The sequence below is a fragment of the Rhizobacter sp. P2_D12 genome, assembly GCF_056404395.1.
In genome coordinates, this window is record NZ_JBFUEB010000012.1 from 59454 (window position 1) to 73932 (window position 14479).

Here is a 14479-nt window from a genome sequence, read left to right on the forward strand (position 1 = left end):
GTTTGACCCGGCCGTTCGCAATACTGCGGGGGCTACCTGTCGTTGCCGATGGCCGTGCCTTCCCCTGCCCCCACCCCTGCTGCCGCCGACGTGCCGCCGCGCCGCTGGCGCCGGGCCCTGCCGTGGGTCGCGCTGGTCGCGCTGCTGCTGGTCGCGCAGTCGCTGCTGGTGTGGCTGACGCTCGGCTACGAGAGCAGCCGCGCCCAGGAGCAGGTCGAGGCCACCGCCGCGGCGACCGCCGGCGACCTCAAGCAGGCGCTGGGCCGCGACCTGCAGAGCCTGCAGGCGCTGCTGTGGAACGACCCGTCGCTGCCGCAATGGCGCGTCGATGCGGCCGACCTGCTGCGCGCCCACCGCGAGCTGCTGCGCATCGAGCGGCGCAACCTGCAGCTGGACATCACCGAGAGCGTCGACTCCCCGCTGCACGGCTCGGCCTTCACGCAGATCCGCCGCGACGACATCGACCTCGAGACCGAACTCGCCTGCACCACCGCGCGCCGCCAGGGCAGCCCGGCCTACTCGCGCAGCTACTTCGTGCCGCTGCCCGGCGGGCTCGGCATGGAGGTGATGGACGTGTGCATCCCGATTCCCGGCAGCGGCCAGGAGCTGGGCTTCATGGCCGGCACCTTCGCGCTGAGCCGGCTGCTGGAAGAGACGGTGACGAACGAGGTGCAGCGCGGGCACGAACTGTCCTTCGTCGAAGGCGACGGCACGCGGCTCGCGCGCGTCGGGCTGCCGCGCGGGGCCGGCGTGTTCGTCGCCGAGCGGCTGGTCGACCTGCCGGGCTTGAGCCTGCAACTGCGCGTCGACAGCAGCGCCGGCCGGCCGCGCCTGATCCCCAACCTCAGCACCGCGCTCGTGATGGGGCTGTCGCTCGCGCTCGGCGGCGTCGTGCTGCTGCTGGTGCGCGACGTGCGTCGGCGCGCCGGGGCCGAGTCGGCGCTGGCCGAGGCGCTGCGCTTTCGCAAGGCGATGGAGGATTCTCTGGTCACCGGCCTGCGCGCGCGCGACCTGCAGGGCCGCATCACCTACGTGAACCCGGCCTTCTGCGAGATGGTGGGCTTCGGTGCCGCCGAGCTGGTGGGCCAGACGACGCCGCCTTACTGGCCGCCCGAGCTGACCTCGGAATACACCAAGCGCCAGCAGGTGCGCCTGGCCGGCACGGTGCCGCCGCGCGAGGGCTACGAGACGGTGTTCATGCGCCGCGACGGCGAGCGCTTCGCGGTGATGATCTTCGAAGCCCCGCTGGTCGACGGTGCCGGCCGCCACACCGGCTGGATGAGTGCTGCGCTCGACGTCAGCGCGCAGCGCAAGATCGAGGAGGTCTCGCGCCAGCAGCAGGAGCGCCTGCAGGCGAGCGCGCGGCTGGCCACCGTCGGCGAGATGGCCTCGCTGCTGAGCCACGAGCTGAACCAGCCGCTGGCCGCGATCGCGAGCTATGCGGCCGGCTCGCTGAACCTGATCGGCGATGCGCAGGCCGACGGAACCGACGGCAGCGACACGCTGCCGCTGCTGCGCCAGGCCGCGCAGCGCATCGCCGAGCAGGCCGAGCGCGCCGGCCGCGTGATCAAGAGCGTGCACGACTTCGTGCGCCGGCGCGAGCAGGCGCGCGAGCCGGTGCGCGCCGACGTGCTGATCGAAGCGGTGCTGCCGCTGGTGCGGCTGCAGGCGCGCAAGAGCGGCACGCGCATCGAGCTCGACCTGCCGCGCCCGATGCCGCGCGTGGTGTGCGACCGCACGATGCTCGAGCAGGTGCTGCTGAACCTGACGCGCAATGGCATCCAGGCGATGGAATCGCACACGCCGGCGGCGGATCGCGAGCTGCTGATCCGGGTGCGGCCGGTGGATGCGCGCTGGGTCGCGTTCAGCGTCATCGACCGCGGCACCGGCGTGGCCGACGACGTCGCGCCGCGGCTGTTCACGCCGTTCTTCACGACCCGGCCCGAGGGCATGGGGCTGGGCCTGAGCCTGTGCCGCACGGTGATCGAGCAGCACGGCGGGCTGCTGATGTTCGAGAACCGCGAGACCGGCGCAGAATTCAGGTTCACGCTGCCCGCCGACAGCAAGAACGCCACCCCATGACCAGCAGTACTGCCGCCCCGTCCTCCGCCGCCCACCTGGGCCTGCCGATGGTGTACCTCGTCGACGACGAGGAGGTCGTGCGCGAGGCGCTGGCCTGGCTGCTGCGCTCGCGCCGGCTGCTGTCCGAGGGGTTCGCGAGCGCCGAGGCCTTCGAGGCGATGCTGGGCCCGCGCCTCGCGGCGGCCGCGCCGGGCGGCTGGCCGGCCTCCCCGAGCTGCCTGGTGCTGGACGTGCGCATGCCCGGCACCAGCGGGCTGGCGCTGTTCGAGCGGCTGGCCGAGCGCAACCTGCTGCAGGCGCTGCCGGTGATCTTCCTGACCGGCCATGGCGACGTGCCGACGGCGGTCGCCGCGGTCAAGCGCGGTGCCTTCGATTTCGTCGAGAAGCCGTTCTCCGACAATGCGCTGGTCGACCGCGTCGAGCAGGCGCTCGCGCGCAGCACGCAGGCGATCCTGCGCCGCCGCGAGCGGCTCGCGGTGCAGCAGCACCTGGCCGAACTCACCGAGCGCGAGCGCGAGGTGATGGAGCGCGTGATCGACGGCCGGCCCAACAAGGTGATCGCCGACGAGCTGAACATCAGCGTGCGCACGGTCGAGGTCCACCGCGCACGGGTGTTCGAGAAGATGGACGTCAAGTCGGCGGTGGAGCTGGCCAACCTGATGCGCGACGGCTGATCCGCGAAACATAATGGCGGCAGGAGGAGTTTCGCGATGAGCATCCAGGGCTTGATTCGCGCGGTCGTGGCCGCGCTCGTGGTGCTGGCGGTGGTGGTGGGCGTCACCAGCTGCGGCACGATCGAGTCGGGCAACGTCGGCATCCGCACGACGCTCGGCAAGGTCAATCCGGAAGAGATCGAACCGGGCATCTACGTCGGCATCCCGGGCATCAGCCGGGTGCAGGAGTTCTCGGCCAAGGAGATCGGCCTGGACCTGAACGACCTGACGCCGAAGGCACGCGACAACCTGTCGCTGCGCGACCTCGACGTGACGGTCTACTACCGCGTGCAGCAGGATTCGATCGCCGACCTGTACGTCAAGTACGCCGGCCAGCACACGCGCGACGAGGGCAGCCGCACCTACCTGCCGGCCTATGCGCTGCTGCAGCGCGTGGCACGCAACTCGATCTACGAGCAGGCCTCGCACATCGACAGCCTGGTGATGCACACGCAGCGCGAGGAGCTGGGGCTGGCAGTGCGCAAGTCGCTGCAGGCCGAGCTGGACACGAACGACAGGGGCGTGTTCGTCGTGACCCGCGTCGTGATCCGATCGCTCACCACCGACCCGGCGATCGAGAAGGCGATCCAGGAATCAGTGGCAGCGCAGAAGCAGCTCGAGACCACCAAGCAGCGCATCGCGATCGCCGAGGCCGAGGCGCAGGTCGAGGTCAAGAAGGCCGAGGGCATCGCGCGCGCCAACCAGATCATCAACCAGAGCCTGACGCGCGAATACCTGCAGCACGAGTCGAACCTGGCGCTGCAGAAGTTTGCCGACAAGGGCGGCACCACCACCGTCGTGATCCCGGCCAACATGCAGACCGCGCCGTTGATCACCATCGGCAAGTGACATGGCGGCGCTGGGCGAGTTCGACCTGATCGCACGCTGGTTCACGCGGCCGGTGCGGCGCGCGGCGCTGGGCGTCGGCGACGACTGCGCGCTGCTGAACCTGGCGCCCGGCATGCAGCTGGCCACGTCGAGCGACATGCTGGTCGAGGGCCGCCACTTCCTGTCGACCGTGGCGCCCGAGCGGCTGGGCCACAAGGCGCTGGCCGTGAACCTGAGCGACCTGGCCGCCTGCGGCGCGCAGCCGCTGGCCTTCACGCTGGCGCTGGCGCTGCCGCGCATCGACGAAGCCTTCCTCGACGGCTTCTCGCGCGGGTTGCTGGCGCTGGCCGATGCGCACGGCTGCGAGCTGGTCGGCGGCGACACCACGCAGGGCCCGCTGAACCTGTGCATCACGGTGTTCGGCGAAGTGCCGGCCGGCCAGGCCCTGCTGCGCTCGGGCGCGCAGCCGGGCGACGAGCTGTGGGTCAGCGGCACGCTGGGCGATGCGCGGCTCGCGCTCGAGGTGTTCCGCGGCCAGGTCGCACTGCCCGGCGACGGCTTCGAGCAGGTGCGCGCGGCGATGGAGCTGCCGGTGCCGCGCGTCGCGCTGGGCACGGCCCTGCGCGGCGTCGCGAGCAGCGCGATCGACGTCTCCGACGGGCTGCTCGGCGACCTCGGCCACATCCTGCGGCGCTCGCAGGTGGGCGCGAGCGTCGAGGTCGACGCCCTGCCGCGCAGTGCCGTGCTGGCCGCGCAGCCGCTGGCGCTGCAGCGCACCTGCACGCTGGCCGGCGGCGACGACTACGAGCTGGTGTTCACCGCGGCGCCGGCGCGCACCGCTGCCGTGCAGGCCGCCGCCCGCGCCGCCGGCGTGCCGGTCACGCGCATCGGCCGCATCGAGGCCACCGCCGGCCTGCAGCTGGTCGACCGCACCGGTGCCGCCGTCGACCAGCGCTTCTCCGCGTTCGACCATTTCAAGCCATGACGATCACCCTTCCGCGGCGAGCCACGATCGGCTTCATGTTCAGCCACCCGGCGCACGTGATCGCGCTCGGCTTTGGCAGCGGCCTGTCGCCGGTGGCGCCCGGCACCGTCGGCACGCTGTGGGCCTGGCTGGCCTTCCTCGTTATGCAGCCGCACCTGGGCGACCTCGCCTGGCTGCTGGTTCTGTCGGCAGGCAGCCTGGTCGGCTGGTGGGCCTGCACCGTCACCGCCCGCCACCTCGGCGTGGCCGACCCCGGCAGCATCGTCTGGGACGAGGTGCTGGCCTTCTGGGCCGTGCTGTGGCTCGTCACGCCGGCCAGCCTGCTGGCGCAGGCGGTGGCCTTCGGCCTGTTCCGCTTCTTCGATGCGGTGAAGCCCGGGCCGGTGGCCTGGGCCGACGCCCGCTTCAAGGCACGGCGCGGCCAGCCGATCGGCTGGGCCCAGGGCTTCGGCATCCTGTTCGACGACGCGGTGGCCGCGCTGTGCGCGCTGCTGGTGATCGCGCTGTGGAGGTTCCTGTGATCGAGTTCGAGCCCGCGGTGCTGGCCCTGGCCCGTGCGCTGCGGCAGCGCGGAGGCTCGATCGCGACCGCCGAGTCGTGCACCGGCGGGCTGATCGCCGCCGCCTGCACCTCGGTGGCCGGCTCCAGCGACTGGTTCGAGCGCGGCTTCGTGACCTACAGCAACGAGGCCAAGGCACAGATGCTGGGCGTGCCGGCGGCGCTGATCGCGCAGCACGGCGCCGTCAGCGAGGAGGTGGCGCGCGCCATGGCCGAGGGCGCCTTGCGGCAATCGGCCGCGCGCTTCAGCGTCGCGGTCACCGGCATCGCGGGCCCCGGCGGCGCGGTGCCGGGCAAGCCGGTGGGCACCGTGTGGCTCGCATGGGCGCAGCGCGGTGGCGCCGTCCAGGCCGAGCGCCTGCAGTTGCCGGGCGACCGCGCGGCGGTGCGCACGCAGACGGTGGCGCAGGCCTTGATGCGCCTGCTGCAGGCCGCGTCATGAGCATCCTGCTGGCGGCCGACTTCACGCCCGGCGAATGGGCGGCCTGGCTGCCGGCCCTGCAGGCGGCGTTGCCGGGCGAGACGCTGCACCTCGAGCGCGGCGCTGAGGACATCGACATCGCGATCGTCGCCAACCCGCCCGCGGGCGTGCTGCGCGACCTGCCGGCGCTGCGCCTGGTGCAGTCGCTGTGGGCCGGTGTCGACAAGCTGTTGCGCGACCCGTCGGTGCCGCCGGACGTGCCGCTCGCGCGCATGGTCGATCCGGCGATGAATGCCGCGATGGCCGAGACCGCGCTGTGGGCGACGCTCGCGCTGCAGCGCGACTTCTTCGACTATGCCGCGCAGCAGCGCGATGGTTCGTGGCGACAGCTCGCGCAGCGGCGCGCCGACGAGACCCGGGTCGCGGTGCTGGGCCAGGGGCAGATGGGGCGGGCGGTGGCCGAGCGGCTCGCGCAGCAAGGGTTCGAGGTGACGGGCTGGAGCAGCCGCGGCGGCCCGCTCGACGACGTGCTGGAACAGGCCGACGTCGTGATCAGCCTGCTGCCGCTGACGCCGGCCACCAGCGGCTTGTTCGACCGCGAGCGCTTCGCGCGGATGCGCCGCGGCGCGAGCTTCGTGAACCTGGCGCGCGGCGCGCAGGTGGTCGAAGCCGACCTGCTGGCGGCGCTGGACGGCGGACAGCTGAAGCGTGCGGTGCTGGATGTGTTTGCGACCGAGCCGTTGCCGGCCGGGCACCCGTTCTGGCGGCACCCGAAGGTGACGGTGCTGCCGCATGTCGCGGCGCAGACGGATCCGCGCAGCGCGGCCCAGGTCGCGGCGGAGAATGTCCAGGCGCTGCGCAGCGGGCAGCCGCTGCAACATCTGGTCGACCGCCGGCGCGGCTATTAGCGGCCGATGGCCGCTATCCGGAATGTCAGGCCCGCAGCACCAGCGGCAACTTCGACGCCGGCCCGCCGCGCAGCGTCCCCGGTGCCGGTGCGGCCTGTTGCGTGACCTGCTGCATCACCATCAGCACCAGCCGGCGCAGCCCCTGCCACGGTTCGAACGGCCAGTCGGGGTGCTTCAGCCCCTTCACCAGCCCGTCGCACACCTGCGCCGCCTCGACCAGCTGGGCCAGCGCGTCGTCGCCGAGCAACGGGGCCGCGCGCTCGAACAAACGTTCCTTGGCGCCCCACACCCGCGCATCGCGCAGCGCCAACGCCAGCGGCTTGCCGGCGTTCATCGCATCCTTCACCCGGCGCAGTGCGAGGATGTCGTTGGCCAGCGTCCAGTGCACCAGCACCGCCGCCTCGCCTTCGGCCTCCAGCCCGTCGAGCATGCGCAACGCGCGCGCCACCTGGCCCGCCAGCACCGCCTCGCCGAGCTTGAAGACGTCGTAGCGCGCGACGTTCAGCACCGCCGATTCGATCTGCTCGAAGCTCAGCGCGCCGGCCGGGTACAGCAGCCCGAGCTTCTGCACCTCCTGGTGGGCGGCCAGCAAGTTGCCTTCGACGCGGTCGGAGAAGAAGGCCAGCGTCTGCTGCCCGCGCTCGCCGTCCTCGACGCGCTGGCCCTGCGCCGCCAGCCGCTGCGCGATCCAGGCCGGCAGCGCGCGGCGTTCGACCGGGTCGACGCGCACCGTGACGCCCGCCCCATCCAGGGCGACGAACCAGCCGCTGCTTTGCTGCGTGCGGTCGAGCTTGGGCAGTTGCACCAGCGTGACCACGTCGGGCGACAGCGTCTCGCAGTAGCGCTGCAAGGCCTGCGAGCCGTCCTTGCCGGGCTTGCCGGACGGGATGCGGATGTCGATCAGCTGCTTGTCGGCGAACAGGCTCAGCGCCTGCGACGCGCCGAGCAGGCTGCTCCAGTCGAAATGGGCACCGGCGACGGTGTGCACCTGGCGCTCGGTGTGGCCGGCCGCACGCGCCGCGGCGCGGATCTGGTCGGCCGCCTCCTGCGCCAGCAGGGGCTCGTCGCCATGGATGGTGTAGAGGGGCTTCAAGCCCTGGCGCAAATGGCCGGCGAGTTGGTCCGCACGCAGCTGCATCGGAAATCGGTCGTGGTCAAAGGGCCTGCACCGACGCGAGCCGGCGCAGCACCTGGGCGGCGATGTCGTTTTCCATCGCGCGGTACAGCAGGTTCTCTTCCTGCTCCTTCGCGAGCGCGATGCCTTCGTTGTAGGTCATGTCGCGCGTCAGCAGGATCTCGCTCGGCGGGATCAGCTCGCGCCCGCCGGGCGTGTGCAGCCGGAAGCTGAAGCGCGAGCGCAGCTGCACCTCGAGCACCTGGCCGGCGGTGCCGGACGACACCACGCCCTTCTCGCGCACGTCGGTCAGCGACACCAGCACCACCTGCGCCTGCGCCACCGCATCGACCACCTGCGTGCCGTCGACCGAGCGCAGGTTGCGGCGCAGGTCGGCGGCCAGCGGCGACTGCGGTTTGAAGCCGGTCAGCGCGATGGCCTTGAAGTGCAGCTCGGGTGCGCGGCGCAGCTCGAAGCCGCAGCCGGCGAGGACGGCGGCCAGCGACAGCAGCACGGAACGGCGCCGCATGCGGGGTTCGCCGCTGGGCCGCCCCAAGGCGAACGACGCCCCTCGGGGGCAGGACCGAAGCGACTGGGGGGCCATCCCTCAGACGACCACGTTGACCAGGCGGCCCGGCACCACGATCACCTTCTTCGGCGACTTGCCCTCGGAGAACTTGGCAAAGTCGGGGCTCGCGACCGCCGCCGCCTCGATCGCGGCCTTGTCCGCGCCGGCGGCGACCTTGATCGCGCCGCGCGTCTTGCCGTTCACCTGCAGCACCAGCTCGATCTCGTCCTGCACCAGCGCGGCCTCGTCGACCTGCGGCCACGGCGCGTCCAGCAGGTCGCCCAACCCGCCCGGGCCGCCCGCATAGCCGAGCTCGTTCCACAGCGTCCAGGTGATGTGCGGGCAGGCCGGGTACAGCGCGCGCAGCAGGATGCCGAAGCCCTCGCGCACGACGGCCGGCGCATCGCCCTTGAAGCCTTCGAGCGCGTTCAGCAGCTTCATCGCGCCGGAGGCGACGGTGTTGTACTGCATGCGCTCGTAGTCGTAGCTGACCTGGCGCAGCAGGGTGTGCACCTCGCGGCGCAGCGGCTGCGCGTCCTTCGCCACGCTGCCGACCGGGCCGGCGCCGGTGATGGCGGCCGCGTTCTTCGCCGCGAAGTTCCAGACCCGGCGCAGGAAGCGGTTCGCGCCCTCGACGCCCTGGTCGTTCCATTCCAGCGTCTGCTCCGGCGGCGAAGCGAACATCACGAACAGGCGCGCGGTGTCTGCACCGAAACGCTCGATCAGGTCCTGCGGGTCGACGCCGTTGTTCTTGGACTTGGACATCGTGGTCCAGCCCTCGTAGAGCACCGGCTTGCCGCTCGCCTTGTGCACCGCCGACAGCACATGGGCGTGCTCGTCGCGCTCGATGTCGAGCTCGTGGGCCCAGAAGTAGTCCTTGCCGGCACCGTCGTGCGTCAGCGAGAAGGCCTCGTTCAGCACCATGCCCTGCGTCAGCAGCTTGGTGAAGGGCTCGTCCACCTTCACCAGGTGCAGGTCGCGCATCACCTTGGTCCAGAAGCGCGCGTACAGCAGGTGCAGGATCGCGTGCTCGATGCCGCCGATGTACTGGTCCATCGGCATCCAGTACTGCGTGCCGGCACCGACCATCGCGCGGTCGTTGCTGGCGTCGCAGTAGCGCATGAAGTACCACGAGCTGTCGACGAAGGTGTCCATCGTGTCGGTCTCGCGGCGCGACGGCTTGCCGCACACCGGGCAGGCGACGTTCAGGAAGTCGGCGCGCTTGTTCAGCGGGTTGCCGCTGCCGTCGGGCACCACGTCTTCGGGCAGCACGACCGGCAGGTCCTTCTCGGGCACCGGCACCGCGCCGTGCTCGTCGCAATGGATGATCGGGATCGGCGTGCCCCAGTAGCGCTGGCGGCTGACGCCCCAGTCGCGCAGGCGCCAGGTGGTCTTCTTCTCGCCCAGGCCCTTGTGGGCCAGCGCCGCGGCGACCGCGTCGACGGCCTTCTGGTAATCCAGCCCGCTGAAGTTGTCGGAGTTGATCGTGATGCCGCGCTGCTTGTCGGCGTACCACTCCTGCCAGTGGTCGTAGCTGAAGTGCTCGCCATCGATCGTGACGACCTGCAGGATGTCCAGCCCGTACTTCTTCGCGAACGCGAAGTCGCGCTCGTCGTGCGCCGGCACGCCCATCACCGCGCCGTCGCCGTAGCTCATCAGCACGTAGTTGCCGACCCACACCGGCACGTTCTCGCCGGTGATCGGGTGCTGCACCACCAGCCCGGTGGGCACGCCCTTCTTCTCCTGCGTGGCCAGCTCTGCCTCGGTGGTGCCGCCCGCCTTGCTCTCCTCGATGAAGGCGGCGACGGCAGGGTTTGCGGCCGCCGCATGCGCGGCCAGCGGGTGCTCGGGCGCGACCGCGCAGAAGCTGACGCCCATGATGGTGTCGGCCCGGGTCGTGAAGACGTACAGCCGGCCGCCGCCGATCGGCGCGCCGTCGGCACCGGAGATGCTGTGCGGGAAGGCGAAGCGCACGCCCTCGCTGCGGCCGATCCAGTTCTCCTGCATCAGCTTGACGCGCTCGGGCCAGCCGGGCAGCTGCTCCTGCACGTAGTCGAGCAGCTCGCCGGCGTACTTGGTGATGTTCAGGTAGTAGCCGGGGATCTCGCGCTTCTCGACCGGCGCGCCCGAGCGCCAGCCGCGGCCGTCGATCACCTGCTCGTTGGCCAGCACGGTCTGATCGACCGGGTCCCAGTTGACGACCTGGGTGCGGCGCTCGGCGATGCCGGCCTTCAGCATCTTCAGGAACAGCCACTGGTTCCAGCGGTAGTAGTCGGGCGAGCAGGTGGCGATCTCGCGGCTCCAGTCGATGGCCAGGCCCATGGCCTGCATCTGCCGCTTCATGTAGGCGATGTTGTCGTAGGTCCACTTCGCTGGCGGCACCTTGTTCTTGATCGCCGCGTTCTCGGCCGGCAGGCCGAAGGCATCCCAGCCCATCGGCATCAGCACGTTCATGCCCTTCATGCGCAGTTGGCGCGTGAGCATGTCGTTGATGGTGTAGTTGCGCACGTGCCCCATGTGCAGCTTGCCGCTGGGGTACGGCAGCATCGAGCAGGCGTAGAACTTCTGCTTGCTGGCGTCTTCGGTGACGCGGTAGGCATCGGCAGCGGTCCACGCGGCCTGGGCGGCGCGTTCGATCTCGGTGGGCTTGAAGTCGGGAGTCATCGGTTACGGCGCCGGGAGGTGGCTCGGGGAGCGAGGGACGATTATAGGAAGCCGTCCCGCCATTCCGAGCGCGCCTGGCGCCGCAAGTTGCTCCCGCTTGCTCAGGCCCGGTCCGCCTCCGCCTGCTTCAACCAGTCGAGGAACCAGCGCGCCGCCGGCCCCGGCGGCGCGTCCTTGCGGTGCACCGAGCGCATCGCGAATACCGACGGCGCCGACTGCAGGCCCTCGACCTCCAGCGTCACCAGCGAGCCGTTGGCCAGGTCGGCCTCGACCTGCGGCCGCGGCATGTGGCCCCAGCCGAAACCGGCGCGCAGGAACGCGTGCTTGGTGCCCAGGTCGGCCAGCCGCCAGGTGATCGGCGACACGACGCCGTAGTCGCGTCCAGCGGTCAAGCGCGAGCGGTCGGTCAGCACCAGCTGCACGTGCTGCTCGATCACCGCGCGCGGGATCGGGCCGGCATGCGCCGCCAGCGGGTGCGTCGGCGCCACCACCGTCACCGCGGCCACGTCCAGCAGCGGGTGCGACTCCAGCGTGTCCGGCACCTCGGGCAGGCTGCCGATCACCGCGATGCGGCACTGGCCGTCCAGCACCGGCTGCAGGATCGCGCCCATCGCGTCGACGTGCAGGCGCAGCGGCGTGCCGGGGAACTCGGTGCGGAAGGCGCCGACCGCCTGGGTCAGCCAGTCCATCGGGAACAGCGCATCCATCGCGACCGACAGCTCGGGCTCGAGCCCGTCCGACAGGCTCTTGGCGCGCGCCTTGAAGCCGTCGACGCCGCGCGCGACGATGCGCGCGTCGGCCAGCAGCGCGCGGCCCTCGTCGGTCAGCGTCGGCAGGCGGCCGCTGCGGTCGAACAGGGTCACGCCGATCTGGCGCTCGAGCTGGGCGATGGCCTGGCTCACTACCGACTGGGTGCGGTGCAGCTTGCGCGCCGCACCGGAAAAACTACCTCGTTCGACGCAGGCGATGAAGATCTTCAGCTGGTCGAAGGTGACTGGGTCACGCATGGCAGGACGACTCTCTTCTGTCAGGGCACGAAGGCCGGGCAATCCCGCGCGCGCGCGTCACGGTGGGTACCGCTGGCAGGCGCACGGGTTGCATCTTTTGGAGGAAACCGGCTGGGATCAGCTCGATGCGTACGGCAACGACAGGTAGTGGCGGCCGAGCTCGCTCAACTGGCCGTCGCCGGCGGCCAGCAGGCTGGTGAAGTGCGGATCGGGCGACCAGCGACCCATGAACCACGCGTAGCGGAAGACGTCGGCGCGCCCTTCCAGCAGCGCCACCATCTGCGTCATCTGGTCCTTCTGCTTCTGAACGGTGTCGATCGCCGCGTTGCCGTCGCCGTTGTGCCAGTTCGCCAGCTCGGTGACCCAGAACGGCTTGCCGTACTTCATCAGCCGGTTCAGCTGGCCCTCCAGGCCGTAGTCGTACCAGTGGAAGCCGAGGTAGTCGATGCGCGGATCGCGCCCGCCGTTGGCCTTGCGGTATTCATCGTAGAACGCATCCAGCCAGACGATCGGGTCGCTGTAGCCCGCCATCGTGCCGTAGTTCATCTGCGGGCCCACGAGCTTGACGCCGGCGTCGGCCGCCACCTGCTCATAGACCTTCCACAGCGTGGCGGCATCCTTGGGCGACTTGTTGGCCTGGTCGGTCAGGTTCGGCTCGTTGCACACGAGCAGGTGCTTGACCCAGGGGTGCGCCTTCAGCCAGGTGACCATGTCGGCCGCGTTGGTCCGGTCGCTCCACATCATCGGCACGTAGTCCATGCCATAGGCGGTCACCGGGTCGTTCGGCGTGCCCGACTTCGGCCTGTCGCCCCAGCCGTACCACCAGTTGACGCCCGGGGCCAGCGCCGCCAGGTCGGCCGTGGTGGCCACGTCGTACGCGATGCCGCGCTTGGCGCTTTTCTGGCCGTGGGCCGGCGCAGGCGCTGGCGCCGGTGCAGGCGAAGGGGACGGCGAAGGCGCAGGTGAGGGTGCGGGGGAAGGCGCAGGGGACGGAGCCGGGGAAGGAGACGGTGCCGGCGAAGGCGGGTTGTTGCCCACCGGCGCCGGCGCAGGCGAGTCGCTGCTGCTGCCACCACACGCCGCCACCGCCGCGGTCGCGACGGACGCGAGCGTGACGCCCAGCAGTCGGCGGCGCTGGCGGCTCGGCAGTTCGCGCGGATCGTTTTCGTTCAGGTCGCTCATTGGCTTCATTCCTCGTTCATTCATCACAGCGACCCAGGACGTCGATCCCCCGCTCGCAGCGCCGCCATGGGTTTCCTCACGAACGGTCGTGCATTCCTGCACAGATTCGGAAGGGTCCGGGCTCAATAGGGAAGACAGTGAGCAGGTCGCATGCCACGGCGCCGATCGTCACGGTGGAACCGTTTATCACTTTCATCTGACACTTCTTGTTAAGTCGGGCCAAACGTCGCGATGGTTTGTATTCATTCGCGCGATGCCGGAGCCAAACTTTGTCGTGCAAACGATTGCAGGCCGACGCATCCCGAATCCCCCACCCGCAGGGTGCAAGCGCTGTCAAAGGGCCGCGACCGAGTCGCGCCATACGAAGCTCGGCTCGAAGATGTGGGTCACCGGCAGGTTCGCGCCATAGCACTCGTTCAACAGGTGGCGCGATGCGTTCGACACCACGTCCTGGATCGGGATGCGCACGCAGGTGAGGCGTGGGTTGCTGTACGACGCCGGCTCGGAATCGTCGTAGCCGACCACCGACACCTGCTGCGGCACGCGCAGGCCGGCCTGCTGCAGGCACGAGATGGCCGCGATCGCCATCACGTCGTTGGCGGCGAACAGGCCGGTGAACGGCCGTCCCGTCGCCAGCAGCTGCGTGGCCGCGCGCCAGCCGCTCTCGGAGCTGAAGTCGCCCTCCACCTGCGGCACGCCGTCGGGCGCGATGCCGTGCGCGGCCAGCTCCTGGTAGAAGCCGGCCAGCCGGTCCGCGTTGTCGGGCGCCGAGGTCGGCCCGGAGATCACCGCGATCTGCCGGTGCCCGCGGCTCAGCAGCGCCTGGGCCGCGAGCCGCCCGCCGAGGTGGTGGTCGGCCGAGAAGCATTGCGCCTCGAGCGTCGGCACCACGCGGTTCAGCACCGCCAGCCGCGGCTGCAGCCGGTGCAGCGCGAGCAGGTCCTCGTCCTGCAGCTCATTGCTCTGCAGCATCAGGCCGTCGCACTCGCGCTGGATCAGGAAGGCGGTGCCGTCCAGCGCCTGCTGGCGCCGGTCGCCGTGGCCGCAGCCGTTGGCGGCCACCATGTGGCGGTCGAATTCGCGCAGCTCGGCGTCCACCGTCTGCAGGATGCGGCCGAAGAACGGGCCGCTGAAGTCGGGCACGAAGACCCCGATCATCCCCAGCGTGCGCGACGACAGCGCGCGCGCCAGGCTGGACGGGCGGAAATCGAGCTGCCGCACGGCGCTTTGCACCCGCTCGACCGCCGCCGGCGAGGCCGAGCCGCGCCCCGAGATCACGCGCGAGGCGGTTCCCACGCCGACACCCGCCAGCCGCGCCACATCCTTGATGGTTGCCATTCGTCGCAATCCCCATCCGATGGGGTTTTCCCCAATGTTTGAAGCCGGCAGAGATGCTGAAATGCGATCCGCTCTTTGGAACCGGTTCCAATTGGGCTGGCATTGTAGTGC

General features: G+C 70.7%; 13 protein-coding genes. 7 read left to right on the top strand and 6 right to left on the bottom strand.

Annotation, left to right across the window (positions count from 1 at the left end):
• Window positions 1-48 precede the first annotated feature (48 nt).
• Genes AC1DYN_RS06055 through AC1DYN_RS06085 form a run of 7 tightly spaced genes read left to right on the top strand, consistent with a single transcriptional unit; the run spans window position 49 to window position 6495 of the window.
• Complete coding sequence (locus AC1DYN_RS06055) at window positions 49-2082, top strand: PAS domain S-box protein (protein WP_477958213.1); 2034 nt, start codon at window positions 49-51, stop codon at window positions 2080-2082.
• Window positions 2079-2756, top strand: coding sequence for a response regulator transcription factor (locus AC1DYN_RS06060; RefSeq protein WP_477958214.1), 678 nt, complete (start codon window positions 2079-2081; stop codon window positions 2754-2756). The genes AC1DYN_RS06055 and AC1DYN_RS06060 overlap by 4 nt, the downstream gene beginning before the upstream one ends.
• Before the next feature lie 36 nt (window positions 2757-2792).
• On the top strand, window positions 2793-3644 hold the full coding sequence (locus AC1DYN_RS06065) for an SPFH domain-containing protein (protein WP_477958215.1): 852 nt from the start codon (window positions 2793-2795) through the stop codon (window positions 3642-3644).
• Window positions 3645-3654: 10 nt separating this feature from the next.
• Window positions 3655-4608 carry a thiamine-phosphate kinase gene (gene thiL / locus AC1DYN_RS06070; RefSeq protein ID WP_477958238.1) on the top strand — a complete coding sequence of 318 codons (954 nt, stop codon included), beginning with the start codon at window positions 3655-3657 and terminating at the stop codon, window positions 4606-4608.
• Window positions 4605-5129: a phosphatidylglycerophosphatase A family protein gene (locus AC1DYN_RS06075; protein WP_477958216.1), complete on the top strand. Its 525-nt coding sequence runs from the start codon at window positions 4605-4607 to the stop codon at window positions 5127-5129. The genes thiL and AC1DYN_RS06075 overlap by 4 nt, the downstream gene beginning before the upstream one ends.
• The gene (locus AC1DYN_RS06080; protein ID WP_477958217.1) at window positions 5126-5608 is read left to right on the top strand and encodes a CinA family protein; all 483 of its coding nucleotides are present in this window, start codon (window positions 5126-5128) and stop codon (window positions 5606-5608) included. The genes AC1DYN_RS06075 and AC1DYN_RS06080 overlap by 4 nt, the downstream gene beginning before the upstream one ends.
• Window positions 5605-6495, top strand: a complete 891-nt coding sequence (locus tag AC1DYN_RS06085; RefSeq protein WP_477958218.1) for a 2-hydroxyacid dehydrogenase — start codon at window positions 5605-5607, stop codon at window positions 6493-6495. The genes AC1DYN_RS06080 and AC1DYN_RS06085 overlap by 4 nt, the downstream gene beginning before the upstream one ends.
• A 25-nt stretch (window positions 6496-6520) precedes the next feature.
• Here the strand turns inward: AC1DYN_RS06085 and holA are convergent, their stop codons facing one another.
• The 6 genes from holA to AC1DYN_RS06115 form a co-directional block, all read right to left on the bottom strand.
• Entirely contained in the window at window positions 6521-7633 is a 1113-nt protein-coding gene (gene holA / locus AC1DYN_RS06090; protein WP_477958219.1) for a DNA polymerase III subunit delta, read from the bottom strand.
• Between the two features lie 16 nt (window positions 7634-7649).
• Complete coding sequence (locus tag AC1DYN_RS06095) at window positions 7650-8138, bottom strand: LPS-assembly lipoprotein LptE (protein WP_477958220.1); 489 nt, start codon at window positions 8136-8138, stop codon at window positions 7650-7652.
• Window positions 8139-8216: 78 nt separating this feature from the next.
• Window positions 8217-10841 (bottom strand): leucine--tRNA ligase, encoded by a 2625-nt coding sequence (leuS, locus tag AC1DYN_RS06100; protein WP_477958221.1) that lies wholly within the window; start codon window positions 10839-10841, stop codon window positions 8217-8219.
• 101 nt (window positions 10842-10942) lie between these two features.
• Window positions 10943-11848: a LysR family transcriptional regulator gene (locus tag AC1DYN_RS06105; protein WP_477958222.1), complete on the bottom strand. Its 906-nt coding sequence runs from the start codon at window positions 11846-11848 to the stop codon at window positions 10943-10945.
• A 117-nt stretch (window positions 11849-11965) separates the two neighbouring features.
• Window positions 11966-13030 carry a glycosyl hydrolase gene (locus AC1DYN_RS06110; protein WP_477958223.1) on the bottom strand — a complete coding sequence of 355 codons (1065 nt, stop codon included), beginning with the start codon at window positions 13028-13030 and terminating at the stop codon, window positions 11966-11968.
• A gap of 333 nt (window positions 13031-13363) precedes the next feature.
• A complete protein-coding gene (locus AC1DYN_RS06115; RefSeq protein WP_477958224.1) occupies window positions 13364-14368 on the bottom strand; it encodes a LacI family DNA-binding transcriptional regulator in 1005 nt (334 codons plus the stop codon).
• Between the last annotated feature and the right edge of the window lie 111 nt (window positions 14369-14479).

Excerpts from the sequence above, each read along its gene's own strand:
- AC1DYN_RS06060 (WP_477958214.1), top strand. The coding sequence starts at position 2,079 with ATGACCAGCAGTACTGCCGCCCCGTCCTCCGCCGCCCACCTGGGCCTG.
- AC1DYN_RS06110 (WP_477958223.1), bottom strand. The coding sequence starts at position 13,030 with ATGAGCGACCTGAACGAAAACGATCCGCGCGAACTGCCGAGCCGCCAG.
- AC1DYN_RS06085 (WP_477958218.1), top strand. The coding sequence starts at position 5,605 with ATGAGCATCCTGCTGGCGGCCGACTTCACGCCCGGCGAATGGGCGGCC.
- AC1DYN_RS06115 (WP_477958224.1), bottom strand. The coding sequence starts at position 14,368 with ATGGCAACCATCAAGGATGTGGCGCGGCTGGCGGGTGTCGGCGTGGGA.
- AC1DYN_RS06075 (WP_477958216.1), top strand. The coding sequence starts at position 4,605 with ATGACGATCACCCTTCCGCGGCGAGCCACGATCGGCTTCATGTTCAGC.
- AC1DYN_RS06065 (WP_477958215.1), top strand. The coding sequence starts at position 2,793 with ATGAGCATCCAGGGCTTGATTCGCGCGGTCGTGGCCGCGCTCGTGGTG.
- leuS (WP_477958221.1), bottom strand. The coding sequence starts at position 10,841 with ATGACTCCCGACTTCAAGCCCACCGAGATCGAACGCGCCGCCCAGGCC.
- AC1DYN_RS06105 (WP_477958222.1), bottom strand. The coding sequence starts at position 11,848 with ATGCGTGACCCAGTCACCTTCGACCAGCTGAAGATCTTCATCGCCTGC.
- AC1DYN_RS06055 (WP_477958213.1), top strand. The coding sequence starts at position 49 with ATGGCCGTGCCTTCCCCTGCCCCCACCCCTGCTGCCGCCGACGTGCCG.
- AC1DYN_RS06095 (WP_477958220.1), bottom strand. The coding sequence starts at position 8,138 with ATGCGGCGCCGTTCCGTGCTGCTGTCGCTGGCCGCCGTCCTCGCCGGC.
- holA (WP_477958219.1), bottom strand. The coding sequence starts at position 7,633 with ATGCAGCTGCGTGCGGACCAACTCGCCGGCCATTTGCGCCAGGGCTTG.